The organism is Salinispora cortesiana, from assembly GCF_000484695.1.
Classification (GTDB): Bacteria; Actinomycetota; Actinomycetes; order Mycobacteriales; family Micromonosporaceae; genus Micromonospora; species Micromonospora cortesiana.
In genome coordinates this window covers 22734-46709 of sequence record NZ_AXVR01000027.1, presented here as the reverse complement: position 1 = coordinate 46709, position 23976 = coordinate 22734, and the positions used below count along the sequence as shown (strand labels likewise).

The 23976-nt window shown below is 70.4% G+C and carries 22 protein-coding genes; 14 read left to right on the top strand and 8 right to left on the bottom strand.

Annotation, left to right across the window (positions count from 1 at the left end):
* Positions 1-11: 11 nt before the first annotated feature.
* Positions 12-1259 carry a uroporphyrinogen-III C-methyltransferase gene (cobA, locus tag K228_RS0113800; protein WP_025618967.1) on the top strand — a complete coding sequence of 416 codons (1248 nt, stop codon included), beginning with the start codon at positions 12-14 and terminating at the stop codon, positions 1257-1259.
* Positions 1260-1387: 128 nt separating this feature from the next.
* On the opposite strand, the gene otsB is transcribed toward cobA, so the two are convergent.
* Together otsB and K228_RS0113790 are read right to left on the bottom strand one after the other, a co-directional pair.
* On the bottom strand, positions 1388-3991 hold the full coding sequence (gene otsB, locus K228_RS0113795) for a trehalose-phosphatase (protein WP_025618966.1): 2604 nt from the start codon (positions 3989-3991) through the stop codon (positions 1388-1390).
* On the bottom strand, positions 3988-5388 hold the full coding sequence (locus tag K228_RS0113790; protein WP_025618965.1) for an alpha,alpha-trehalose-phosphate synthase (UDP-forming): 1401 nt from the start codon (positions 5386-5388) through the stop codon (positions 3988-3990). Before K228_RS0113790 ends, otsB begins: the two co-directional genes overlap by 4 nt.
* A 319-nt stretch (positions 5389-5707) precedes the next feature.
* Between K228_RS0113790 and ettA the strand changes: the two genes are divergently transcribed.
* From ettA to K228_RS0113770, 4 genes are all read left to right on the top strand, one after another.
* Positions 5708-7384 carry an energy-dependent translational throttle protein EttA gene (gene ettA / locus K228_RS0113785; RefSeq protein ID WP_025618964.1) on the top strand — a complete coding sequence of 559 codons (1677 nt, stop codon included), beginning with the start codon at positions 5708-5710 and terminating at the stop codon, positions 7382-7384.
* 3 nt (positions 7385-7387) lie between these two features.
* Positions 7388-7834, top strand: a complete 447-nt coding sequence (locus K228_RS0113780) for an acyl-CoA thioesterase (protein ID WP_025618963.1) — start codon at positions 7388-7390, stop codon at positions 7832-7834.
* Complete coding sequence (locus K228_RS0113775; RefSeq protein ID WP_025618962.1) at positions 7831-8553, top strand: DUF8185 domain-containing protein; 723 nt, start codon at positions 7831-7833, stop codon at positions 8551-8553. The genes K228_RS0113780 and K228_RS0113775 overlap by 4 nt, the downstream gene beginning before the upstream one ends.
* Positions 8554-8684: 131 nt before the next feature.
* Entirely contained in the window at positions 8685-9269 is a 585-nt protein-coding gene (locus tag K228_RS0113770; RefSeq protein WP_025618961.1) for a type III secretion system chaperone family protein, read from the top strand.
* 17 nt (positions 9270-9286) lie between these two features.
* On the opposite strand, the gene K228_RS0113765 is transcribed toward K228_RS0113770, so the two are convergent.
* The 3 genes from K228_RS0113765 to K228_RS0113755 form a co-directional block, all read right to left on the bottom strand.
* The gene (locus K228_RS0113765; protein ID WP_281171582.1) at positions 9287-9775 is read right to left on the bottom strand and encodes a globin; all 489 of its coding nucleotides are present in this window, start codon (positions 9773-9775) and stop codon (positions 9287-9289) included.
* Between the two features lie 23 nt (positions 9776-9798).
* Positions 9799-11187, bottom strand: coding sequence for an MFS transporter (locus K228_RS0113760; RefSeq protein ID WP_025618959.1), 1389 nt, complete (start codon positions 11185-11187; stop codon positions 9799-9801).
* A gap of 219 nt (positions 11188-11406) precedes the next feature.
* Positions 11407-12450, bottom strand: a complete 1044-nt coding sequence (locus tag K228_RS0113755; protein ID WP_025618958.1) for a mechanosensitive ion channel family protein — start codon at positions 12448-12450, stop codon at positions 11407-11409.
* A gap of 263 nt (positions 12451-12713) precedes the next feature.
* Between K228_RS0113755 and K228_RS0113750 the strand changes: the two genes are divergently transcribed.
* Positions 12714-13247, top strand: a complete 534-nt coding sequence (locus K228_RS0113750) for an HNH endonuclease (RefSeq protein WP_025618957.1) — start codon at positions 12714-12716, stop codon at positions 13245-13247.
* An 18-nt stretch (positions 13248-13265) separates the two neighbouring features.
* Here the strand turns inward: K228_RS0113750 and K228_RS0113745 are convergent, their stop codons facing one another.
* The 3 genes from K228_RS0113745 to K228_RS0113735 form a co-directional block, all read right to left on the bottom strand.
* Positions 13266-14105 (bottom strand): class F sortase, encoded by an 840-nt coding sequence (locus K228_RS0113745; protein ID WP_025618956.1) that lies wholly within the window; start codon positions 14103-14105, stop codon positions 13266-13268.
* 12 nt (positions 14106-14117) lie between these two features.
* The gene (locus tag K228_RS0113740; RefSeq protein ID WP_025618955.1) at positions 14118-14588 is read right to left on the bottom strand and encodes a hypothetical protein; all 471 of its coding nucleotides are present in this window, start codon (positions 14586-14588) and stop codon (positions 14118-14120) included.
* Positions 14589-14735: 147 nt separating this feature from the next.
* The gene (locus K228_RS0113735) at positions 14736-15212 is read right to left on the bottom strand and encodes an Lrp/AsnC family transcriptional regulator (protein WP_025618954.1); all 477 of its coding nucleotides are present in this window, start codon (positions 15210-15212) and stop codon (positions 14736-14738) included.
* A 170-nt stretch (positions 15213-15382) separates the two neighbouring features.
* On the opposite strand from K228_RS0113735, the gene K228_RS0113730 reads away from it, so the two are divergent.
* The 8 genes from K228_RS0113730 to K228_RS0113695 are packed head-to-tail and all read left to right on the top strand — an operon-like array spanning position 15383 to position 23967.
* Complete coding sequence (locus K228_RS0113730) at positions 15383-16279, top strand: tryptophan 2,3-dioxygenase (RefSeq protein ID WP_025618953.1); 897 nt, start codon at positions 15383-15385, stop codon at positions 16277-16279.
* Positions 16280-16299: 20 nt separating this feature from the next.
* Positions 16300-17589, top strand: a complete 1290-nt coding sequence (gene kynU / locus K228_RS0113725; protein WP_025618952.1) for a kynureninase — start codon at positions 16300-16302, stop codon at positions 17587-17589.
* On the top strand, positions 17589-18926 hold the full coding sequence (locus K228_RS0113720; RefSeq protein WP_025618951.1) for an FAD-dependent oxidoreductase: 1338 nt from the start codon (positions 17589-17591) through the stop codon (positions 18924-18926). Before kynU ends, K228_RS0113720 begins: the two co-directional genes overlap by 1 nt.
* A gap of 20 nt (positions 18927-18946) precedes the next feature.
* Positions 18947-20428: a 2-hydroxymuconic semialdehyde dehydrogenase gene (locus K228_RS0113715; RefSeq protein ID WP_025618950.1), complete on the top strand. Its 1482-nt coding sequence runs from the start codon at positions 18947-18949 to the stop codon at positions 20426-20428.
* The gene (locus tag K228_RS0113710) at positions 20425-21222 is read left to right on the top strand and encodes a 2-keto-4-pentenoate hydratase (protein WP_025618949.1); all 798 of its coding nucleotides are present in this window, start codon (positions 20425-20427) and stop codon (positions 21220-21222) included. The genes K228_RS0113715 and K228_RS0113710 overlap by 4 nt, the downstream gene beginning before the upstream one ends.
* Complete coding sequence (locus tag K228_RS0113705; protein WP_025618948.1) at positions 21219-22145, top strand: acetaldehyde dehydrogenase (acetylating); 927 nt, start codon at positions 21219-21221, stop codon at positions 22143-22145. Before K228_RS0113710 ends, K228_RS0113705 begins: the two co-directional genes overlap by 4 nt.
* A complete protein-coding gene (dmpG, locus tag K228_RS0113700) occupies positions 22142-23197 on the top strand; it encodes a 4-hydroxy-2-oxovalerate aldolase (protein ID WP_025618947.1) in 1056 nt (351 codons plus the stop codon). Before K228_RS0113705 ends, dmpG begins: the two co-directional genes overlap by 4 nt.
* On the top strand, positions 23194-23967 hold the full coding sequence (locus K228_RS0113695; protein ID WP_025618946.1) for a 2-keto-4-pentenoate hydratase: 774 nt from the start codon (positions 23194-23196) through the stop codon (positions 23965-23967). The genes dmpG and K228_RS0113695 overlap by 4 nt, the downstream gene beginning before the upstream one ends.
* Positions 23968-23976: the final 9 nt, after the last annotated feature.

The window sequence follows — 23976 nt, the reverse complement described above, 5'->3', positions numbered from 1 at the left end:
AAAGCGGCGGCATGAGCGGCAATCCGTACCCGCTCGGTCTGCGGCTGGCCGGCCGGCGGGTGGTCCTGGTCGGTGGGGGAGCCGTGGCCACCCGCCGGGTGCCGGCGTTGCTCGACGCGGGCGCGGACGTCCTCCTGGTCGCGCCGGAGCTGACCCCGGCGTTGCGCGCCCACGCCGACGCCGGGCGGCTGCGCTGGCAGCGGCGGCGGTTCGCCGCGGACGACCTCGACGACGCCTGGCTGGTGCAGGTCGCGGTAGACGACCCGAGCGCCGCCGCCGCGATCAGCGCGGTGGCCGATGAGCGGCGGATCTTCTGTGTCCGGGCCGATGATCGCGCCGCCGCCACCGCGTGGACGCCGGCGGTGACCCGGCAGGGCCCGGTGACGGTGGCGGTTCTCGGCGGTGGTGACCCCCGCCGGGCGATGGCTGTCCGGGACGCGGTCCGGGAGCTGCTCGCCGCCGGGCCGAGTCGGCTGGCCCCGCCGCCGGCCGATGCTGTCGGTGCCCTGGGGCCGGTGCGTCCGAACCGCCGCGGCGGGCAGGTCGCCCTGGTCGGCGCGGGACCGGGTGACCCGGAGCTGATCACTGTCAAGGGGCGGCGGCTGCTCACCGAGGCGGAGGTGGTGGTCACCGACCGGCTCGTGCCCGGGCTGCTCCTGGACGAGTTGGGTCCCGAGGTCGAGCTGGTGGACGCCACCAAGATTCCCTACGGCCCGGCCCGTGCCCAGGAGGAGATCAACCGGATCCTGGTGGACCGGGCCCTGGCCGGCAAGGCCGTGGTCCGGCTCAAGGGGGGCGACCCGTACGTCTTCGGTCGCGGTGGCGAGGAGTTGCTGGCCTGCGCCGCGGCGGGCGTGCCGGTGACGGTGGTACCCGGGGTCACCAGCGCCGTCGCCGCGGCGGCCGGCGCCGGTGTCCCGGTGACCCATCGGGCGGTCGCGCATGAGTTCACCGTGGTCTCCGGGCACGTTCCGCCGGACTCGTCCGCCTCCATGGTGCGGTGGGAGCACCTCGCCGGGCTGCGTGGCACGTTGGTGATTCTGATGGGACTGAAGAATCTGGCGGCGATCTCCGCGACGTTGGTCGCCCACGGTCGTCCGGCCCAGACCCCGGCTGTGGTCGTACAGGAGGGTACGACCGGCGCCCAGCGCACGATCCGTTCCACGCTCGGCGTGGTGGCGGCCGACGTGGCTGCGGCGGGCCTCCGTCCCCCGGCGGTCGTGGTCGTCGGCGACGTGGTCGGGGCGCTGGACTCCTGAGGGCGGCCCGGTACTGGTGGTGGCGGCCCAACGCCGGCGGTGGCCGCCCGGTGCTCGTGGTGGCCGCCCGGTGCGGGCCGCCATCACGAGGAGAGGCGGCCGACGCGGCGCGCGTCGGCCGCCGGGGCTCACTGCTTGAGCATGTTGTCCAACAGGAGGGCGCAGCGGATCACGCCGAGGTGGCTGTAGGCCTGAGGATGGTTGCCCAGCCCGCGCTCGGTCAGCGGGTCGTACTGCTCGGGCAGCAGCCCGGTCGGTCCGGCGGTGTCGATCATTTGGGTGAACAACTCCTCCGCGTCGCCACGGCGGCCCGTACGCAGGTACGCCTCGATCAACCACGAGGTGCAGATGTGGAAGCCGCCCTCCCGGCCGGGTAGGCCGTCCTCCCAGTGATAGCGGTAGACCACCGGGCCGCTGCGCAGATCTGCCTCGATCTTGAGGACGGTGGAGACGAAGCGGGGGTCGTCCCCGGGGAGCAGGCCGGAGAGGCCGATCCAGAGCGAGGAGGCGTCACTGTCCTCGTGCCCGTACGCGACGCTGTACGCCTCGGCCTGCTCGTGCCAGCCGAACTCGAGCACGTTGGCGCCGATCCGGTCGCGTAGCTCCACCCACGCGGCCTGCTCCTCGCCGCCGTGCTTGCGGACCACGTGCAGCGCCCGGTCGACGGTCAGCCAGCACATCACCTTCGAGAAGATGTGGTGTCGGGGCGCCAGGCGCGCCTCCCAGATGCCGTGGTCCGGCTCGTGCCAGCGGCGGCGGACCGCCTCCACCATGTTTTCCAGGACCCGCCATTCGTCGTCCCGGACGGAGCCGCGCGCGTCGGCCACGGCCGCGATCAGGTCGGCGATCGGGCCGAAGACGTCGAGTTGGAGCTGGTGGTTGGCGAGGTTGCCGACCCGGACGGGCCGGGAGCCGGCGTAGCCGGGCAAGGTGTCGATGACGGCCTCGGCGCCCAACTCGTAACCGTCAACTGTGTAGAGCGGGTGTAGCCGTTCGGGGTGCCCGCCGGTGCGGTCGACGACTCCGTCGATCCAGCGCAGCAGCGCCTCGGCCTCCTCGGTGGAGCCGAGGTCGACCAGCGCGCGGGCGGTCAGCGCCGCGTCGCGGAGCCAGCAGTAGCGGTAGTCCCAGTTGCGGACGCCGCCCAGCTCCTCGGGCAGGGAGGTGGTCGCGGCGGCCAGGATGGAACCGCTCGGCTGGTGGCACAGCCCGCGGAGGGTGAGCGCGCTGCGGGCGACCAGATCCCGGCCGGTGGTCGGCAGCCGCAGCGTGGCCACCCAGTCCTTCCAGGGCTGCTCCGCCGCGGCCTGCCGCTCGTGAATCGGCTGCCGGTGGTGTTCCAGGCTGTGGGTGCCGAAGCGCATCTCCAGCACGACCGGCCCGCCCGCGGCGGAGAGGTCAACGACGGCCTTCGCCGTCTCGTACACGCCGTCGCTGCCCACCTCCCAGGTGACGCCGGGGGAGTAGAGCGCGATCGGGTGGTTGGAGCCGAGCACCAGCAGCCCGTCATCGAGCGGTTGGAGCTGGACGGCGACCTGGCCGAACTCGGGCCGGGGGGCGAACTCCAGCTGTGCCCGGCCGCGTCCGGTGAGCACCCGGACTAGGGCCGAGTCGGCACTGACGATCGCCGGCCCGTCCGGTGTGGTCTCGGTGTCCGGGGTGTCCAGCCAGTCGGTCACGGTCAGGCCGGACCACCGGGTCTCCACGGTCATCGTGTTGGAGCGGTAGCGCTGGCCGAGCGGGATACCACCGCGCTCCGGCACGACGCTGAAGTAGCCGGCGGGGCTGCCGCCGACCAGGTCGGCGAAGATCGCAGCCGAGTCGGGCTTGGGGTTGCACAGCCAGGTGACCTTGGCTTCGGGGGTGACGAGCGCGACCGTCCGGCCGTTGGCCAGCATCGAGTGCCGCTCGATCGGCACCGCCCGCTCGCCGAAGAGCCAGTTCCGTCGGGTCTCCAGGAGCAGGCCGAGGGCGCGGGCGGCCTCGATCGGGTCGGCTACCCGATACTGCGCCTTGGTCTCGCCGGGCCCGATTTTGATGCCGACATCTGGCCCGTGCAGGTTGCCGAAGGCGTTCTCGTCGGTGACATCATCGCCGATGAACAGCACCGCGCTGGCGGAGAGCTGGGTGCGCAGCTGGTCAACGGCGGTGCCTTTGTGGGTGGCGACCACCGACAGCTCGATGACCTCCTTGCCCTGGGTGACGGTGACGTCGTCCCAGGTCGCGGGGCCGTTGCGGACGGCCTCGACGGCTGCGGCGGCGACCTGCGGGTCAACCCCGCGGGTGTGTACGGCGACACTGGCCGGCTTGCGCTCCAGCCGAACCCCGGGATGGGCGGCGACAATCTCGCGCAGCGCGTCGCGGAGCCGGGTGCGGACGGCGACCAGCTCGGGGGAGAGCCGTTCGACGAAGCCGATGTCGAACTCGGAGCCGTGGCTGCCGACGAGATGGACCTCGCTGGGCAGCCGGGACAGGGCGGCCAGGTCACGCAGTGCTCGCCCGGAGACGACCGCCACGTTGGTCTGCGGTAGCGAGGCGAGCGCACGCACCGCCGCCGCGGCCTCCGGCAGCGGTACGGCCCGGCTCGGGTCCTCGACGATCGGGGCGAGGGTGCCGTCGTAGTCACAGGCGATCAGCAGCTGGGGGACGCGGGCGATGCGACCGATCACGGTGCGCAGCTCCTGCGCCAGGTTGCCACCGACCGGGTTGCCGAGTGTGGTGCCGGTGCTCACGAGGCATCCGGTCCCGGTACGCCGAGTTCGGTGAGGAAGGACTTCGCCCAGTGCCCCACGTCGTGGGTGCGTAGATGACGTTGCATTGTCCGCATGCGGCGGCGGGCCTCCGGCTTCTCCACGTGCACGGCCCGCAGCAGGGCCTCCTTGACCGCGTCCGGGTCGTGCGGGTTACACAGGAACGATTGGCGCAGCTCGGTGGCCGCGCCGGCGAATTCACTCAGCACGAGCGCGCCACCCCGGTCGGCGCGCGCTGCTACGTACTCCTTGGCCACCAGATTCATTCCGTCTCGCAGCGGGGTCACCATCATCACGTCGGCGGCGACGTACATCGCGGCCAGTTCGGTGCGACTGTACGACTGGTGCAGATAGTGCACCGCCGGCACCCCAACTCGGCCAAATTCGCCATTTATCCGACCAACCTCGCGCTCTACCTTGACGCGAAGTGCCTGGTAGTGCTCCACCCGTTCCCGGCTGGGCGTCGCCACCTGCACCATAACCGCGTCCGGAACTGTCAACTTTCCGTCAGAGAGCAGCTCGCGGAAGGCCTTGAGTCGTAACTCGATGCCCTTGGTGTAGTCGAGCCGGTCGACCCCCAGGATGATCGTGCGTGGGTTCCCCAGCTCCTCGCGGATCTCCTGCGCCCGCGCTCGGATCGCCGGATCCACCGCGAGTCGCTCCATCTCCTGCGTGTCGATGGAGATGGGGAACGCGCCCGCCTTCACCCGCCGGCCGTCGACCTGGATCATCTGTCCCTCGTAGCGCAGCCCGAGCAGGTGCCGGGCCAGTCGGACGAAGTTCTGCGCCGCCAGCCGCTGCTGGAAGCCCACCAGATCGGAGCCGAGTAGCCCGCGGAGGATCTCGGTGCGGAACGGCATCTGCATGAACAACTCGATCGGCGGGAACGGGATGTGCAGGAAGAAGCCGATCCGTAGGTCGGGGCGGAGCTCGCGGAGCATCGCCGGCACCAACTGGAGCTGGTAGTCCTGCACCCAGACCGTGGCGCCCTCCGCCGCGACATCCGATGCCGCCTCCGCGAAGCGGGCGTTCACCAGTCGGTACGTCTCCCGCCAACGGCGCTTGTAGACCGGGGTCTCGACCGCGTCGTGGTACAGCGGCCAGATCATGGCGTTGGACTGCCCCTCGTAGTAGCGCTCCAACTCCTCCGTGCTCAACGGCACCGGATGCAGCCGGATGCCCTCCAGGTCGAACGGCTCCGGTGCAGCCCCCTTACCGCCGGCCCAGCCGACCCAGGTGCCGTGGTGCTCGGCGAGAACAGGATGCAGTGCGGTCACGAGCCCACCCGGGCTACGTCGCCACTGCCGTCCCTCGGGTGTGCTCACCTCGTCAACGGGCAGTCGATTGGCCACTACGACAAAGGAGCTGCGGACGGTCACGTTGGGCCACCTCCGGGTGCTGACGAATCCACCGCGACGAGCGTACTGAGCGTAGCCGCGGCGTCTGGTGTACCGTGCCGGACTTAGCGCACCCACTTGGCGGCACCGAACCCCAAACGTGATCTTGTAGACAATTCTGTTGGTCTGCCGGGTCGGGCGCCGGCCCGGCGGGGTGATGTGGGCGCAGGCGGGGTGACCTGTCAGGATTGACGACGGGCCGGCGTGATCGGCCCGTCGACGGGCGACCTCGGCTCCGCATCCGCGGCCGGCCCCGCCCGTGTAGACCACACCCGTTGACCGATGGAGGGTAGCCCGCACCGTGGCCCAGTACATCTACGTCCTGGAAAAGGCGCGCAAGGCGCATGGCGACAAGGTCGTGCTCGACAACGTGACGCTGAGCTTCCTGCCGGGTGCCAAGATCGGTGTGGTCGGCCCGAACGGCGCCGGTAAGTCCAGCCTGCTGAAGATCATGGCGGGGCTGGACCGGCCGAGTAACGGTGAGGCCCGGCTGATGCCCGGCTATACCGTCGGCATGCTGGCCCAGGAGCCGCCGCTGAACGACGCGAAGACGGTCCTCGGCAACGTCGAGGAGGCGGTCGCGGAGACCAAGGCCAAGCTGGAGCGGTTCAACAAGATCGCCGAGCAGATGGCCACCGACTACTCCGACGAGTTGATGGCGGAGATGGGCCGCCTCCAGGAGGAGCTGGATCACGCCGACGCGTGGGACATCGACTCCAAGCTCGAACTGGCCATGGACGCGTTGCGCTGCCCGCCGCCGGACGCCGACGTGACCCAGCTCTCCGGTGGTGAGCGGCGTCGGGTCGCGCTCTGCAAGCTGCTGCTGGAGACGCCCGACCTGCTCCTGCTCGACGAGCCCACCAACCACCTCGACGCGGAGAGCGTGCAGTGGCTGGAGCAGCATCTGGCCAAGTACGCCGGCACTGTCATCGCGATCACGCACGACCGCTACTTCCTGGACAACGTGGCCGGCTGGATCCTGGAGCTGGACCGGGGTCGGGCCGTCGGCTACGAGGGCAACTACTCCACCTACCTGGAGAAGAAGGCGGCCCGGCTGGCGGTCGAGGGCCGACGGGACGCCAAGATGAAGAAGCGGCTCGCCGACGAGTTGGAGTGGGTCCGCTCGAACGCCAAGGCGCGCCAGACCAAGTCCAAGGCCCGTCTCGACCGGTACGACGAGATGGCCGCCGAGGCGGACAAGACCCGCAAGCTGGACTTCGAGGAGATTCAGATCCCGCCGGGCCCGCGTCTGGGTAGCTCCGTGATCGAGGCGCAGAACCTCACCAAGGCCTTCGGCGACCGGGTGCTGATCGACGACCTGAGCTTCTCCCTGCCGCGCAACGGCATCGTCGGCATCATCGGCCCGAACGGCGTCGGGAAGACGACCCTGTTCAAGACCATCGTCGGGCTGGAGCAGCCGACGGCGGGCAGCGTGAAGGTCGGTGACACCGTCTCCCTGTCATACGTGGACCAGACTCGGGCGGGTCTGACCGGGGACAAGACCGTCTGGGAGGTCGTCTCCGACGGCCTGGACCACCTGATGGTGGGCAAGGTCGAGATGCCGTCGCGGGCGTACATCGCTGCCTTCGGTTTCAAGGGGCCGGACCAGCAGAAGCCGACCAAGGTCCTTTCCGGAGGCGAGCGCAACCGACTCAACCTAGCGTTGACGCTCAAGATCGGCGGCAACGTGATCCTGCTGGACGAGCCGACCAACGACCTGGACGTGGAGACCCTCTCCAGCCTGGAGAACGCGTTGCTGGACTTCCCCGGCTGCGCCGTGGTCATCTCCCACGACCGGATGTTCCTGGACCGGGTCGCCACCCACATCCTGGCCTGGGAGGGAGACGACCAGAACCCGGCGAAGTGGTTCTGGTTCGAGGGCAACTTCGAAGCGTACGAGAAGAACAAGGTCGAGCGTCTCGGCGCCGAGGCGGCCCGGCCGCACCGGGTCACCTACCGCAAGCTCACCCGCGACTGACACATGGCAGATCGGTTCGTCTACCACTGCACGCTGCGCTGGTCCGACCTGGACGCGTACGGGCACATCAACAACTCGCGCTTCCTCACCCTCTACGAGGAGGCGCGGGTGGCCCTGATGTTCGCCGGGGGCCGGGCCTGGGGCGTCGGCTCGTTCGCTGACGGTGTGGTGATTCGGCGGCACGAGGTCGACTACCTGAGGCCGGTCGACTACGCGCTCGGGCGGGCCACAGCGGAATCGGCCCCAACCGTCCGGATCGAGCTCTGGGTGTCGGAGATTCGCGCCGCCTCCGCTACCGTCGACTACGAGATGTACGACGGTGACCTACTGGTCAGTCGGGCCCGGTCGGTGCTGGTGCCGTTTGATCTGAGCCGACAGCTGCCGCGCCGCCTCTCCGCTGAGGAGCGGGCCTTCCTGCGCACTTACCTCATCCAGGAGGGGGCGGCGTGACCGGCCCGGACACCGGGGGCCGGGGTGGTTACCCGCCCCCGGTGCCCGGCGGGGTGGGCCATGGGCTGACCGGGGTTGTCGACGCGGGCGCGTTCCTGGCCCGGCTGGTCCGGCTGGACCGGGGGGCGTTGGTGCGGTTGCGGCCCGCCAGTCGGTCGGAGCGGACCGCCCTCTGGGCGCGGTTGCCGTGGGGGGTGCTGGTGGTCCACACTGTGGCCGGCGGTGGCCCCGGTGACGCCACCGTTGCCGCCGGCGAGCTGTTGGCGGAGCTGACCGCGGGTGGTTCGGCGCTGCCCGCCCGCCGGGACGCGCAGTGGCGCTGGCCGCTGCCGCCGCCCGCCAGCCGGCGGGTGGAGACGCTCCCTGCGGCCGAGTTGCGGCGGGTGGCCGAAGCCGCGGCGGTGGCCCTTCGGGATGCCGCCGGGCGTGGAGTGGGGGGTAGGGCGCTCGGCGAGCGGGTGTTGCGTGATGCTCTCCTGGATCATGTGCCGGTGGTCGTCACTCCGAACGACTCTCCCGCCACCCCGGTCGAGGTGCCCCAGCGGTTGGTCCAGGGCCTGGTGCGGATGGGCTTCCTCGGTGCGCCGGAGGCGCCCGGTGGAGTGCAGGTCCGGGCGGTCGGCCAATGGGTCGGCCTGGTTGGGCCCTACGGGGCAGTATGGTTGCAGAGGGTGACAAATCTAACCGTTCGGCCTATCCTTGGTCGGCAGTCCGGGTGATCCCCCATCGTCCTTCTGTCCTGGGGAGCTCATTAGGGGGGTGCTTCTTCCCGGCTGTCCGGGTACCGTCCATCCTCGGATCCAACGCAGCGTTAGGGGCTGGATCCGCTGGGGAGTGAGGTGGGTGAGCGATGCCGTGGTGGTCGTGGCGCCCCGGTCCTGCTGACGGCGGCGAGCCGGACAGCCGGAGCAGGGTCACAGTGGAGGACACGGTCCGGGTTGGCCCGCCGGCTCCCCGACAACCGGGCGATAGTTTTACCGGAGTCGATCATTCTCCGGTCGTGGACGCAGCCGCTACGGTCGCGCCGGTCACGCTCAGCCGGATCAGCGCCGCGCTGGACCGGCTCGACGTGCGCTACCTGGCCGACGGCGACGGAAACCTGCTGGCGATGTGGGAGCGGCACGCGGTCCTGGTCGCGCTCGAGGGCCCGGACGACGAGATCCTGGTGTTGCGCGTTCGGCCGCATGCGACCGTTCCGCCGGATTGGGAGGATCGGGCCTACCGCGTGGTCAACGAGTGGAACCACACCCGGCGCTTCTGTAAGGCGTACATCGGAGATCCGTCCGAGCGCGGCCAGCTCCCGATCTATGCCGAGTTGCAGGTGCCGTTCGCCGCTGGCGTGCACGACGCGCTCCTGGTCGAAATGATCGACTGTGGGGCGGCGGTAGCCACCAGCTTCGTTGACTGGCTGCACGACGAAGGTGCCCTGCTCTGACCCGCCGAGTCTGCCGGTCACGCTGGCGTGGCCGGGTCCTCCAGCGCGTTCACCATGAAGTACGCAGCCCGCTCCAGGTAGCTCCAGAGCGCGGCGGCGAGTTCCGGTGGCAGGTCCAGCCGGTCCACCGCCTGCCGCATGTGTCGCAGCCAGGCGTCCCGTTCCGCCGCCCCGATCCGAAACGGTGCGTGCCGCATCCGCAGTCGCGGGTGCCCCCGCTGGGCGGAGTAGGTGTTCGGCCCGCCCCAGTACTGCATCAGGAACAGGGTGAGCCGCTCCGCGGCCGGCCCCAGGTCCTCCTCTGGATACATCGGACGCAGTAGCGGGTCGTCAGCAATGCCGGCATAGAACTCGTCCACCAGCTTACGGAAGGTGGGCTCGCCGCCGACCGCATCGAAGAAACTCGTTGAGGGGGCGGGGCTGCCCGATTCGCCTGCGGGATGCACGGCTCCATCCTGCCAGGTTTCGGTGGCTGTCCGCCGCTGGCTGGACGTGGGCCGGATCACCTCCCGGCCTGCCTCGGGCCCGGTCAGGACACCCTGTTGCGATGCCGTTTCCGGGCGTCCCGCTGGTCCTCGCCCGGGCTGTCGACCGGCTGGTCCTCAGGGCGGTCTGGTCTCGGCCGGGGGACGGGCGGCGCCGGATCGGGTGCGTCAGCTCGCGAAGCCGCCTCGATCGCGGCGTCAACCCTCGCCTGACTCGGCCACGACAGCACCGCAGCGGTCATCAGTAGCACCCCGGCGCTGCTCCAGAGGCCGACCACGAGCGGGATGGAGAACCGGTCGGCGAGCAGCCCGGTGACCAGAACCGCCAGACCCTGGATCACCTGCATGCCGGAGGCCATGACACCGAAGGCGCGAGCCCGGAAGCCATCCGGCAGGGCTCGTACGAACAGGCCGTTGGCCGTTGGCAGCAGCCCGGCGACGGCGAATCCGCACCCGGCGGCCAACAGCGCCACCACCAGTGGCGACGGGTCGAGCAGGGTGGGAACCAGGAGCAGCGGAGCGAGCACTGCCAGCGGGCGCATCAGCGCGATCCGCCGGGCCGGCGCGACCAGGCGGCCGACGATCAGGCCCCCGAGGATGTACCCGACCGGGACGGCGGCCATGATGACCGCCTGGGCGAGGCCCTGGTCCATGTCGTCGGAGTGTCGGCCCGCCCACGCCGCCGCCAACCCTTCCGGGACGATGGAGAAGAGCATGGCGCTGAACACGAGGATCGCGATGGCGCGTAACACGGGTTGGCCGAAGACGATGCGGAATCCCTCGCCGGTCTCCCGCAGCAGGTGGCTGCGGTATGCAGCCTTCATCGCCGTTGGTCGGGCGATCACCCCGAGGCGGATCAGCGTGGCGGATACGGCATAGGTCGCTGCGGTGACCAGCAGGGCGAGGGTGGGGCTGGCCGCCGCGATCGCCGCGCCGGACAGGTAGCCAACAACCTGCGCGGCCTGGCCGACGCTGGCGTTGATCGACAACCCGACCACGAGACGGTCACCGGTCAGGATCCGTGGCAGCAGTGCCGACCGGGCGGCCTGACTCGGCGGGTTGGCGAGGGTGGCGGTGAAGAGGAGCGCCAGGATCAGCGGAGTCGGCATCCCGGGCAGCGCGATGACCAGCAGCAGCGCCATCCGGATCAGGTCGCAGGTGACCATCACGGCGCGGTGGGGATACCGTTCGGCGACGGTCGCGAGCAGCGGACCGCCGATCAGCCAGGGCAGGTAGCTGATGGCGAAGGCCGCCGCGGAGAGCGCTACCGACTCGGTCTCCCGGTAGACCAGGAGGGTCACCGCAGCCTTCGCGAGGTAGTCACCAACCCAGGCGAGGACTCCGGCCGTCAGAATAAATCGGTACTCGCGCTGGGCGAACACCTCACTGAAGGTGGCCGGACGGGCTGGAGAAGGTTGGCCGTTGGGCACCATCGCCTCCATCGTTCCCGGACCGGGCCTCCTGAGTGGCCGAGTCGGGAAGTATCGTCCGATTCGTCGATCAGCGAGGAAATTCCTCCGCTGCCGGGGAGCTGTATCGGATTCTGCCGGAATCACCGACAACCAGCCAGGGCGAAATGGTTGATCGTCGGATCGCCGACTGAACGAAAAGAGGATAGTCGAAGGGGCGGTCGACGGAAGTCGCCGCTTCGGTCACGGCGTGCCGCTGCCCTCGCCCACCCGGGATGCCTGCGCCGGTAGGCCCGGGAACCGAGCCGCGGCGATCTTATCGGTGAAGCCGGAGTTCTCCAGTGCACCGGCCAGCCGGCGACGTAGTTCCCGGCCGACCGCGAACTGACCGTCCGCCGTTGTCTTCACCACGGTACGGATCACCGCGCCGTCCATCGTCATCTGCTCGACGCCCAGTACCTCGGGTGGCTCGATGATCTCCGCCGCCAGCTCCGGGTCCACCGCGACCGATGCGGCTGCGTCCCGTAGCACCGCTGTCGCCTCCTCGGTGCTGGCGAAGCCGATCGGCAGGTCCACCACGACCAGCGCCCAGCCCTGACTCTTGTTGCCGACCCGGATGATTTCTCCGTTGCGGATGTACCAGAGAACTCCGCGCGCGTCGCGTACCGTCGTCACCCGCAGGCCGACCGACTCCACAAAGCCGGTCGCCTCCCCGAAGTCGACCGTGTCCCCGACGCCGTACTGATCCTCGATCAGCATGAACAGCCCGGCGATCAGGTCCTTCACCAGACTCTGCGCGCCGAAGCCCAAGGCCACCCCGACGATGCCGGCGCTGGCGAGTAGCGGCGCCAGTTCGAAGCTGAACTCCTTGAGCACCATAAGCAACGCGATGCCGAAGATGAACGCCGTGGAGAGGCTGCGCAACACCGAGCCGATCGCCTCGGCGCGCTGTCGGCGCCGCTCCGGCACGAACTCACCCGGCTCGGCGGCCGTGGTGGGGATCCGCTCCCGCAACGGTCGCAGCATCGTCGGCATGCCCGCACTGCTGGTGCTGCGGACGAGGCGTTTGATGGTCCGGCTGATCAGCCAGCGGGCCACCAGGGCCAGCACCAGAATCAGGGCGATACGGAGTGGCTTGATCAAGATCCAGTAGCTGCCCTCGGCGAACCACACGGCGCCGGTCAGGTCGTGGAGAACGGCGCAGAGAGGCTCCTCGAGACAAATCGCGCTGGGCTCGTCGGTGGCGAGGGAGTCGGCGGTCGCGGCCGGAACGATGGAGACATCCACCCTGCCTTCGTACCGCAGCCGGCTCCGGTCGCCGCGCGCGGCCCGCCGACGACGGCGAAACGCGGCCGGTGGGTCCGGGCCGGAAAGCGCCAGACAGCCCCCGGCGGGGTACCCCCGATTAACACGTGCAATCCCGAGCCTTATCAGGGACGATTGGCGCACGGACGGCGATGATCTGGGGTCGACGTCCGGCCGGTGGGTCGCTGCGCCCGTTTCCGTCCGGTGGTGCGAGCGAGGGGCGCTGAACCGGAGGGGTGAGCGCGATGCCTGACATACGACCCACGGTGGGCTCCGGCGCGCTGGTCCTCAACGCCACCTACGAGCCCCTGTGTGTCGTGTCTATCCGACGTGCCGCCATCTTGGTGCTCACCGCCAAGGCAGTCTGCGTCGCCGATGGTGACGGTGTCCTGCACAGCGCCCGCGACTCGCTGCCGGTGCCCTCGGTCGTGCGGCTCACCCACTTCGTCCGGGTGCCTTTTCGGGCCCACGTCGGGCTGTCCCGGCGGGCGATCTTCGCGCGGGACGGGTGGCGGTGCGCCTACTGCCGGGGCCCGGCGGAGACCATCGATCACGTCCTCCCGCGGAGCCGCGGTGGTCGGCACTCCTGGGAGAACGTGGTGGCGGCGTGCGCCCGGTGCAACCACACCAAGGGCGACAAGACCCCGGCCGAATTGGGCTGGCGGCTCCCTGCCCCACCGACGGCACCGAAAGGTATCGCGTGGCGGGTACTCGGCCACAGACCTCCCGACCCCCGTTGGATCGACTGGCTCGACCTGCGCGAGTCCGAAGCCGCCTGAGCGGCCTCGCCCGGTTGCTCAGCCGCTCCGCGCCTCGACCAGGGAGGCGAAGACCACCACGTTGTCGGCGTAGCCGGTCTGGCCGCCAACCCACTGGCCACCGCAGGTCACCAGCCGCAGGTTTGGTCGGTCGAAGTCCCCGAACACCTGGTCGGTCGGGAATCGTTCCTTGGCGAACCGCTCCACCGAGTTGACCTCGAAGACCGCGACCTGTCCATCGGTCCGATCCACCTCGACCCGGTCGCCGGCGCGGAGGTTACGTAGCTCCTGAAAGACCGCCGGCCCCGTGTCGGTGTCCACGTGCCCGACGAGGACCGCCGGACCGTACTGCCCGGGTGTGGGGCCCTGGTCGTACCAGCCCGCCTCCTGGGCACGAGCGGCGTCCGGCGCCGCGATGGTGCCGTCCGACGCCAGCCCGACGTTGTGCACCGGGGCCGTGACATCGATGGCAGCTATCTCCACGGCGACCGGATCACTCGCCGGTAGCACCGGAAACTTCTTCGGCGGCGGTCGCAGACCGGCGGTGAACCGCTCCGGGAGGACGCTGATGCCGGTCACCTGTTCCACCCCTAGCATGGCGATGATCAGCATCATCAGGGTCCCGATGGCCAGTACGGGTATCCCGGGGCTGTGGGACAACCCCAGCCGCCGCCGGGCCGACACCCATCGCCGGCGCGGACGCGGGGGTAGCGGCTCGGTGGCCGGGTCGGTGGTGACGACGCTCGCCGCGGACGCCTGCCCGGCGGCTCGGCGTAGCCGGCGGGCGGTCCCGGCGGCCAGCCGGGCAGCGGCCGACACCGCGCGCCGGGTGCCGGCCCGGACCGCCCGCTGTCGAGTACGTCTGTCTGCTCGGGCCATGGTGGCGGTCGGTCAGGAACCGTTCCCGGTACGGCGGCTACCGAAGAAGCCGAAGCCGACGGCCAGTGCCACCGCCACCACGCCCCCGGCCAGTAGGTAGGAGCCGGTGCGACCGACGGCGGTGCCGCCGCCACCGGTCGCCGGTCCCTTCGTCGGCTGGGACATGTTGAGTACTGTCAGTGTCGTGCTGGCGGTCTTGTTGTTTTCGCAGCGTAGGTCGACCCGGTAGTCACCGGCCGCCTTGTTCCCCGGGATGGTGGCGTGGCCGGTGAGGAAGCCGTTGTCGGGCCGGAGGAAGACCTGACCATCGAAGGCATCCGAGTGCGCCGTCGCCTGACGGTTGTTGTCCTTGTCGCAGCTGGCCCGGAGGTCAACGCGGGTGCCGGCCTGCGCCGGGTTCGGCGTGACCTCGATGAAGGTGTGCTCGCCGGCGCTGGCAGGTGCACCCCCGAACAGGACGAACGCCGCCACCAAAGCCAGCATGGCGAGTACGCGATGACCCCGCATGATTCCCCCTCCCGGTGCCGACCACCGGACCCTCCCCGGGTACCGCGGCCTGCTTTCCCGCTGGCTTCCGGGCAAACCCTCGCGGGCGGTCAGCGGCCTTCCGGGTGAACCCCTCGCGCGCGGTCAGCGGCGGCGGCGAGACGGGGACGGTTCGCTGTCGCCGGAGCCGGGGGGAGTGATCGGACGCCAGCCGAGCGGGGTGGAGAGCACCATCGTGCTGGACGGTTGGCCGTACGGAGCGAGCCGATCAATTACCGCCTCGAACTCCTCGATCGAGCCGGCGGTGACGGTCAGCATGCTGCACGCGTCGCCGGTGATCCGATGGATCTGCATGACCTCCGGCCAGGCCGTGGTCTCCGGGCTGTTGAGAATGCAGCGGGTCCCGTAGCAGGACATGCGGATCAGCGCGACCACCGTTCGCCCGGCTCGGGCCGGGTCCACGTGTGCGTGATAGCCGGTGATGACACCGGCCTCCTCGAGCCGACGTACCCGCTCGGCTACCGCCGGTGGGGAAAGGTGCACCCGTCGGGACAGTTCGCTGTACGACAGTCGAGCGTCGGCCTGTAGTTCGCGGAGCAGGGCCCAGTCCATCTCGTCCACACTGGGAAACCTTACGTTCTCCAACCGAATCTGGGATATCGCCTTCTGTTTGGTAGGTGAACTGCCGTGATAGCCGTTGTCTCGGCATTCCACTGGCGAGACCCGTCGCGGCATCATGACCGCTACCGCAGTACGGCCGGATGGCCGGCTCGAGCGGAGGGAGCGGACTGGTGGAACGAACAGAACTACGGGCGGCCACCGCGGCGGAGGTACGGCCGGTAACCCCGCGGCAACGCGCCACCCGAGCAGCCCGCAACGGCGGTGAGCCGACCCTGGAGTTCACTGGGCGGATTCCGTACGACGCCTACGTCCAGGCCAGCACTCTGCACCGGTTGCAGACGCCGCTGAGCAGTGATCCGGGCGAGATGTCCTTCCTCGTGACCAGCCAGATCATGGAGCTGTACTTCAATCTGACCTGTCACGAACTGCGCGAGACCCAGCGGCTGCTGCGGGCGGACCGGATTCGGGACGCCCTGGCCCCGCTGCGTCGCGCTGCCCTGCACCTGGACGGCTTGAACGCGGCTTGGCGGAGCCTGCGCTGGATGACCCCCGCCGACTTCAACCGGTTCCGCAATCTCCTCGGCGAGGGCTCCGGCTTCCAGTCGGCGATGTATCGCCACCTGGAGCTCCTGCTCGGTCTCCGCGATCCCGCCCTGATCCGTCCGTTCCGTCGGCAAGTCGAGGTACACGCTGAACTGACCGCTGCCCTGAACGCCCCCAGCGTCTGGGACGACGTGCTCGCCCTGCTCGCCCGGCAGGGCCACGATCTTCCCCGGGAGCTTCTTGGCCGCGACACGGCCGAGGAGCACCAGCCGCATCCGGCGGTGGAGGCGGCCTGGGTGCGAATCTACGCCGCCAGCCCGGACGACCAGCTTCGGCTGCTCGGCGAGGCGTTGACCGAGGTGGCCGAGGGGTTCGGCGACTGGCGCTGGCACCACATCAAGGCGGTGCAGCGGTCGATGGGCGCCAAGGTCGGCAGTGGTGGCTCCGCCGGACTTGCCTGGCTGCAGCGGAGCATGGCCCGGGTGGTCTTCCCGGAGCTGTGGTCGGCCCGGACCGAGATGTGAGCGGGGAGCGGAGCGAACGCATGCACAAGGAAGAGCTGAGCCAGGAGGAGAAGGCGGCGAACCGGCTGGACACCGCTGACCCCGGCCATCGGCACCTGTTCCATGTCCCGCCCGCCGACGGCGGTCGTTACCAACAGGCGGCATACCTGGCCGGGAACTCGCTGGGCCTGCAGCCCCGGGCAACCCGGGACGAGTTGTTCGCCGATTTGGAGGCTTGGCGCTGTCTCGGGGTGGAGGGACATCTGGCGGCCGACCGACCGTGGCTGCCCTACCACGAGTTGCTGACCGCACCGACCGCCCGGCTGGTCGGTGCCCGGCCGGCAGAGGTGGTGGTGATGAACTCCCTCACCGTCAACCTGCACCTGCTGATGGTGAGCTTCTACCGGCCGACTGGCACCCGTACCCGGATCGTCATCGAGGACAGCGCCTTTCCCTCGGACAGTTACGCCGTCCGTAGCCAGGCCCGGTTCCACGGCCTCGACCCGGATACCACGGTGCTGCGCCTGGCCCCCCGTCCCGGCGAGGACACGCTGCGTACGGCCGACGTGCGTGACCTGCTTGCGGCGGAGGGGGACACGATCGCGTTGGTGCTGCTCGGCGGCGTCAACTACCTGACCGGCGAGCTGATGGAGATCCCGGAGATCACCGCCGCCGGTCGGTCGGCCGGCGCGGTGGTCGGCTGGGATCTGGCGCACGCCGCGGGAAACGTGCCACTGGCCCTGCACGACTGGGATGTCGACTTCGCGGCGTGGTGCTCCTACAAGTACCTGAACTCCGGGCCGGGCGGGCTCTCCGGGGTATTCGTCCACGAGCGCCACCTCGCCGATCCGACGCTGCCCCGGTTCGAGGGCTGGTGGAGCACCGAGGCGGCCACCCGGTTCGAGATGTCGCCGGTTGCCCGACCGCCGGCGACGGCGGAGGCCTGGCAGGTCTCCAACCCACCGATCTTCGCGATGGGGCCGGTACGCACGTCGTTGGAACTCTTCGACTCGGTCGGCATGACGGCGTTGCGGGAGCGCAGTGTCCGGCTCACCGGCTACCTGGAGTGGCTGCTGGACCAGGTCACCCCGGGGCGGCCCCTGGCAGTGGTAACTCCGCGTGACCCGGCCCGCCGGGGTGCACAGCTGTCGGTGCGGATCGGCACCGGGAGCGCCGCTGACTTGGCGAAGCGGCTGCGGTTGGAGCATGGGGTTGTCGCAGACGCTCGGGAGCCAGATGTTGTCCGGTTCGCACCGGTGCCGCTTTACTCGACGTACCACGATTGCTGGCGGGTGGCCAACGCGTTGGCCGCTACGGTGGAGGTGCACTGATGAGCACAGAGCACGCTGAGGTCGCCGTCGTCGGTGCCGGACTCTCCGGCTGCCTGCTCGCCGCCTTCCTGGCCCGGCGGGGCTATCCGGTCGCCCTCTACGAACGCCGTCCCGACCCCCGGACCGGCCGGGTTGAGCGGGGTCGCTCCATCAACCTGGCGCTCTCCGAACGAGGGCTGGACGCGTTGCGCCGGATCGGCCTGGACGCCCGGGTGATGGCCGACGCGTTGCCGATGCGGGGCCGGATGATTCATCCGGTGGACGGCGAGCCGCAGTTTCAGGGGTACAGCGCGGCCGGGGACCGGGCGATCAACTCGATCAGTCGGGGGGCGCTGAACAACGCCCTGCTGACCGCGGCTGCCGCGCTGCCGGGCGTGCGGGTCGCCTTCGACCACCGGTTGGTCGACCTCGACCCGATCACCGGAGAGATGACCTTCGAAACCCCGCCGGGGAAGGTCGTCGCCACCGCATCGGTGGTCTTGGGCGCAGACGGGGCCGGTTCGGCGGTCCGTGGCCAGCTACTCGGCCACGGCCTGGTGCGGGAGAGCCTGGACTTTCTCGACTACGGCTACAAGGAGCTGACCATTCCGCCGTTGGGTGGGGCCTTCGCGCTCGGCCCGGAGGCACTGCACATCTGGCCGCGGGGCACCTCGATGATGATCGCGTTGCCGAACCCGGACCGCTCCTTCACCTGTACGCTCTTCTGGCCCACCCACGGCACCGCGAGCTTCGCCTCACTGGGCAGTCCGGCGGCGATCGAGCGACACTTCGCGCAGCACTACCCGGACCTGCTCCCACTCGCGCCGAACCTGGTGGACGACTATCTACACAATCCGGTCGGAGTGCTCGGCACCGTCCGCTGTGATCCCTGGCAGGTGAACGGGAGAGTCGGGTTACTCGGCGACGCGGCGCACGCCATCGTGCCGTTCTATGGTCAGGGCGCCAACTGCGCCTTCGAAGACGTGGTGGAGCTGGACCGCTGCCTCGACGAGTGCGCCGACGACTGGTCCGCCGCGCTACCGCTGTTCCAGTGCCGCCGGCAGGCCAACGCCGAGGCGATCGCCCAGATGGCGCTGGCCAACTTCGTCGAGATGCGCGACCGGGTCGCCTCGCCGCTGTTCCAGCTCAGCCGACGGGTGGAGCAGACGCTGGAGCGGGCGTTGCCCGGCCGGTACGTCTCCCGGTACGAGCTGGTCTCCTTCTCGACCACCCCGTACGCGCAGGTGCGCCGCCGGGTCCGTCGCCAGCACCAGCTGCTGGGGGTGGCGGCCGGGGGCGCAGCGGCCCTGCTGGCCGGCGTGGTTGGGGCTGCGTTCCGCCGGGGGAGGCGCGGATGACCCGGTGGGATTCGCGCCAGATGACGGGCCGGGCACCGGACGGGCCGGCCCTGCTGCCCAACTTCATCGCTGGCGAGTTTGTTGACGCTGGTCGCCGCTTCACCAAGCACAGTCCGGTCACCGGGGAGCCGCTCTTCGAGGTCGTTGCGGCGGATCAGGCCGGAGTGGACGACGCGGTGGCCGCCGCCCGCGCGGCGCTGCGTGGCCCGTGGGGCCGGCTCAGCGAACGAGAGCGCGCCGAGGTGCTGCTCCGGGTCGCCGACGAGTTGGAGCGCCGCTTCGATGACCTGGTCACCGCCGAGGTGGCCGACACCGGCAAGCCGATTTCGCAGGCCCGGACGCTGGACATCCCGCGCGGCGCGGCCAACTTCCGTGCCTTCGCCGAGATTGCCGCGACCGCACCGACCGAGTCGTTCAGCACCCGCACCCCCTCCGGTGGCCAGGCGCTGAACTACGCGCTGCGCAAGCCGGTCGGCGTGGTCGCTGTGATCGTCCCGTGGAACCTGCCGCTGCTCCTGCTCACCTGGAAGGTCGCGCCCGCGTTGGCCTGTGGCAACGCGGTGGTGGTCAAGCCCAGCGAGGAGACACCTGCCTCGGCGACCCTGCTCGCCGAGGTGATGGCCGCCGCCGGCGTGCCCGAGGGGGTCTTCAACGTCGTGCACGGCTTCGGGCCCGGCTCGGCGGGGGAGTTCCTCACCCGGCACCCCGATGTCGACGCGATCACCTTCACCGGCGAGTCGACCACCGGCGGGGCCATCATGCGGGCCGCCGCCGACGGGGTGAAGGCGGTCTCCTTCGAGCTGGGCGGCAAGAACGCCGGGCTGGTCTTCGCCGACGCCGATCTGTCGGCGGCGGTGGCCGGCTCGGTGCGGTCCAGCTTCACCAACGGTGGCCAGGTCTGCCTCTGCACCGAACGCATCTATGTGCAGCGTCCGGTCTTCGCGGAGTTCACCGCCCGGCTGGCCGAGCAGGCCGCCGAGTTGCCGTACGGGTGGCCCGCCGACGAGGCCACGGTGAACATGCCGCTGATCTCGTCGGCCCACCGGGAGAAGGTGCTCGGCCACTACGAGCTGGCCCGCGCGGACGGGGCGGAGGTCCTCGCTGGCGGGAGTACGCCCCGCTTCGGCGACGCCCGCGACGGCGGTGCGTACATCCAGCCGACGGTGCTCGCCGGGCTCGGCCCCGATGCGCGGACCAACCGGGAGGAGATCTTCGGCCCGGTCGTGCACGTGGCGCCCTTCGACGACGAGGAGGAGGCGTACGCGCTGGCAAACGGCACCGAGTACGGCCTGGCGGCGGCGGTGTGGACCCGGGACGTGGGTCGGGCCCACCGGGCCGGTGCCCGGTTGGACGCGGGGATCGTCTGGGTCAACACCTGGTATCTGCGCGACCTGCGTACCCCGTTCGGCGGGGTGAAGGCCTCCGGCGTCGGCCGGGAGGGCGGCATTCATTCGCTGGGTTTCTATTCCGAGCTCACCAACGTCTGTGTGGACCTGACATGACCGTCGACTACGAGACCGCCGCCCGGGAGCTCACCGAGGCTCGGGAGAGCGGCAAACCCTGCCCTCCGCTGCGTGGGCGGCTCATCCCCGAGGGGGACATTGACTCGGCGTACCTCGTGCAACAGGCGCAGGTGCGCCAGTGGCGGCGGCAGGGGCGCCGGAGAGTTGGCGCCAAGATTGGCCTGACCTCTGCAGCCGTGCAGGAGAGCCTCGGCGTCTACCAGCCGGACTTCGGGGTGCTGACCGAGGACACAGCGGTGCCCGACGGGGCGGAGGTGCCGCCTGGCCGGCTGCTCCAGCCCCGGGTGGAGGCCGAGATCGCGTTCGTGCTCGGCGCGGACCTGCCGGACGAGCGGATCACCACCGTCGACCTGATCCGGGCGGTCGATCACCTGCTACCGGCGATCGAGATTGTCGACTCCCGGATCGCCGGCTGGGACATCACCATCGTGGACACCATCGCGGACAACGCCTCCAGCGGGCTGTTCGTGCTGGGTACCACGCCCCGCCGGCTCGCCGACGTGGACCTGCGCCTCGCCGGCATGGTGCTGGAGCAGGCCGGGGAGCCGGTCTCGGTCGGTGCCGCGGCGGCCTGCCTCGGCAACCCGCTGCACGCGCTGGCCTGGCTGGCGCGGACCCTCGCCCGCTCCGATGATCCGCTGCGGGCGGGCGACGTGGTGCTCTCCGGGGCGCTTGGCCCGTTGGTGCCGGTGACGCCCGGCGCCGCATATGAGGCGCGGATTTCCGGCCTCGGATCGGTACGTACCTGCTTCACGAAGGAGGTCGAGGAGTGAGCGTCGGGGTGGCAGTGCTCGGTTCCGGGAATATCGGGACCGACTTGATGATCAAAATTTTGCGGCTTAGCGACAGCCTGCGAATGGTCGCCATGGCGGGCATCGACCCGGACTCCGACGGGCTGGCTCGGGCCCGGCGACTCGGCGTCACCACCACCGCCGAGGGGGTGGCGGGGCTCGTGGCGCTGCCCGAGTTCGCCGATGTGGCGCTGGTCTTCGACGCCACCTCGGCTGGGGCGCACCGACACCACGACGCCGTGCTGCGCGCCCACGGTCGGACCGTGGTCGACCTGACCCCCGCCGCGGTCGGGCCGTACGTGGTGCCGCCGGTCAATCTGGACGAACACCTGCAGGAGGCCAACGTAAACATGGTCACCTGTGGCGGGCAGGCGACCGTGCCGATCGTCGCCGCTGTTGGCCAGGTCACCCCGGTCGCGTACGGGGAGATCGTCGCCTCAATCGCCGCGAAGTCGGCCGGGCCGGGCACCCGGGCCAACATCGACGAGTTCACCGAGACCACTGCCCGGGCGATCGAGGTGGTTGGCGGCGCCGAGTTGGGCAAGGCCATCATCGTGCTCAACCCGGCTGATCCGCCGCTGCTGATGCGGGACACCGTGTACTGCCTCTGCCCGGACACCGACGCGGACCGAGCCGCGATCGCCACCGCCATCGCCGACATGGTCCGCGCCGTACAGGAGTATGTCCCTGGCTACCGCCTGAAACAGGATGTGCAGTTCGACCGGGTGGACAGCTACCTACCGGCGCTCGGTCGGCGCCTCACCGGCCTGCAGGTCTCGGCGTTCCTGGAGGTCTCCGGTGCCGGGCACTACCTGCCGACGTACGCGGGCAACCTGGACATCATGACCTCGGCCGCGCTGCGCACCGCGGAGCGGCTGATCGCCCGGCGGGCGGTGCCGGCATGACCCAGCTCTACCTCCAGGATGTGACGCTGCGGGACGGGATGCACGCCATCGCCCACCGCTACACCGTTGACCAGGTGCGGACGATCGCCGCCGCCCTGGACGCCGCCGGAATCGCGGCGATCGAGGTGGCGCACGGCGACGGGCTGGCCGGGTCGAGTGTCAACTACGGGCATGGTGCGGCGAGCGACGCGGAGTGGATCGCGGCGGCGGCCGAGGTGCTGACCACGGCGCGGCTGACCACGCTGCTGGTCCCCGGGATCGGCACCATCGCCGACCTGAAGGCGGCGCGGGCCCTCGGCGTGACCAGCGTTCGGATCGCCACCCACTGCACCGAGGCCGACATCTCCGCCCAGCACATCGGCTGGGCCCGGGAGAACGGGATGGACGTCTCCGGGTTCCTGATGATGGCCCACATGAACGACCCGGCCGCCCTGGCGGAGCAGGCCAAGCTCATGGAGTCGTACGGGGCGCACTGCGTCTACGTCACCGACTCCGGCGGCCGGCTGCTGATGTCCGACTTGGCCGAGCGAGTCGACGCCTACCGTCAGGTGCTCGAACCGGAGACGCAGATCGGTATCCATGCCCACCACAACCTCTCGCTCGGGGTGGCGAACAGCGTGGTCGCGGTGGAGCACGGCCGGGTCCTTGGGGATGGCCCGCTGGATGCGCCGGCCGGCCGAACCGTTCGGGTCGACGCCTCCCTCGCCGGGCAGGGCGCGGGGGCGGGCAACGCGCCGCTGGAGGTCTTCGTCGCGGTCGCCGAGTTGCACGGCTGGGAGCACGGCTGCGATGTCTTCGCGTTGATGGACGCGGCCGAGGACGTGGTCCGGCCGTTGCAGGACCGACCGGTGCGGGTGGACCGGGAGACGCTCTCGCTGGGCTACGCCGGCGTCTACTCCAGCTTCCTGCGGCACGCCGAGCGGGCTTCCGAACGCTATGGCGTGGACGTCCGCTCGATCCTGGTCGAGCTGGGCCGGCGCCAGATGGTGGGCGGCCAGGAGGACATGATCGTGGATGTGGCGCTGGACCTGGCCGGCAAGGAGGAGACGTGATCGGAGCAGATATCGCCGGGATCGCCGGCCAACTGGTCGCGGCGGCCGACCGGGGTGCGGCGATCGACCAACTCGCCGCCGAGACCGGGCTCGACGTCGATGCCGCGTACGCGGTGCAGGCCGAGTTGGTGCGGCGCCGGCTGGACCGGGGTGAACAGCTGGTGGGCGTCAAGATGGGGTTGACCAGTAAGGCGAAGATGGCCCAGGTCGGGGTGGACGAGGTGATCTGGGGCCGGCTCACCGACCGGATGCGGGTCGCCGACGGCGGAACTGTCTCCGTCGGAGACTTCATCCATCCCCGGGTGGAGCCAGAGGTGGCCTTCCTGTTGGACCGGCAGCCCGAGCCGGGCGAGCCGGTCGCGGAGTTCGCCACCGCGGTCCGGGCGGTCGCCCCGGCCATCGAGCTGATCGACTCCCGGTACGCGAACTTCACCTTCTCCCTGCCGGACGTCATCGCCGACAACACGTCGGCGGGGGCCTTCGTGGTGGGGCCGTGGTGCCCGGTTCCGGACGGCCTGGACAACCTTGGCGTGCTGCTGGAGATCGATGGGCAGGTCACCCAGGTGGGGTCGACCGCGGCAATCCTCGGCGACCCGCGCCGCGCCTTCGACGAGGGGGTCCGGCTCACCGGCCAGCGCGGGGTTCGGCTCCACCCGGGCTGGGTCTTCCTGGCCGGCGCCGCGACGGCCGCCGTCGCGCTGCGACCCGGCGCGCACGTCCGCGCGGTGGTGGAGAAGCTTGGCACCGCGTCGCTGCGGGCAGCGGCGTGATCGGCGGGG

Bases quoted from the DNA above. Each gene is read 5' to 3' on its own strand.
- cobA (WP_025618967.1), top strand. From the start codon at position 12: ATGAGCGGCAATCCGTACCCGCTCGGTCTGCGGCTGGCCGGCCGGCGG.
- K228_RS0113780 (WP_025618963.1), top strand. From the start codon at position 7,388: ATGGCAGATCGGTTCGTCTACCACTGCACGCTGCGCTGGTCCGACCTG.
- K228_RS0113770 (WP_025618961.1), top strand. From the start codon at position 8,685: ATGCCGTGGTGGTCGTGGCGCCCCGGTCCTGCTGACGGCGGCGAGCCG.
- K228_RS0113760 (WP_025618959.1), bottom strand. From the start codon at position 11,187: ATGGTGCCCAACGGCCAACCTTCTCCAGCCCGTCCGGCCACCTTCAGT.
- K228_RS0113750 (WP_025618957.1), top strand. From the start codon at position 12,714: ATGCCTGACATACGACCCACGGTGGGCTCCGGCGCGCTGGTCCTCAAC.
- K228_RS0113745 (WP_025618956.1), bottom strand. From the start codon at position 14,105: ATGGCCCGAGCAGACAGACGTACTCGACAGCGGGCGGTCCGGGCCGGC.
- K228_RS0113740 (WP_025618955.1), bottom strand. From the start codon at position 14,588: ATGCTGGCTTTGGTGGCGGCGTTCGTCCTGTTCGGGGGTGCACCTGCC.
- kynU (WP_025618952.1), top strand. From the start codon at position 16,300: ATGCACAAGGAAGAGCTGAGCCAGGAGGAGAAGGCGGCGAACCGGCTG.
- K228_RS0113720 (WP_025618951.1), top strand. From the start codon at position 17,589: ATGAGCACAGAGCACGCTGAGGTCGCCGTCGTCGGTGCCGGACTCTCC.
- K228_RS0113715 (WP_025618950.1), top strand. From the start codon at position 18,947: ATGACGGGCCGGGCACCGGACGGGCCGGCCCTGCTGCCCAACTTCATC.
- K228_RS0113710 (WP_025618949.1), top strand. From the start codon at position 20,425: ATGACCGTCGACTACGAGACCGCCGCCCGGGAGCTCACCGAGGCTCGG.
- dmpG (WP_025618947.1), top strand. From the start codon at position 22,142: ATGACCCAGCTCTACCTCCAGGATGTGACGCTGCGGGACGGGATGCAC.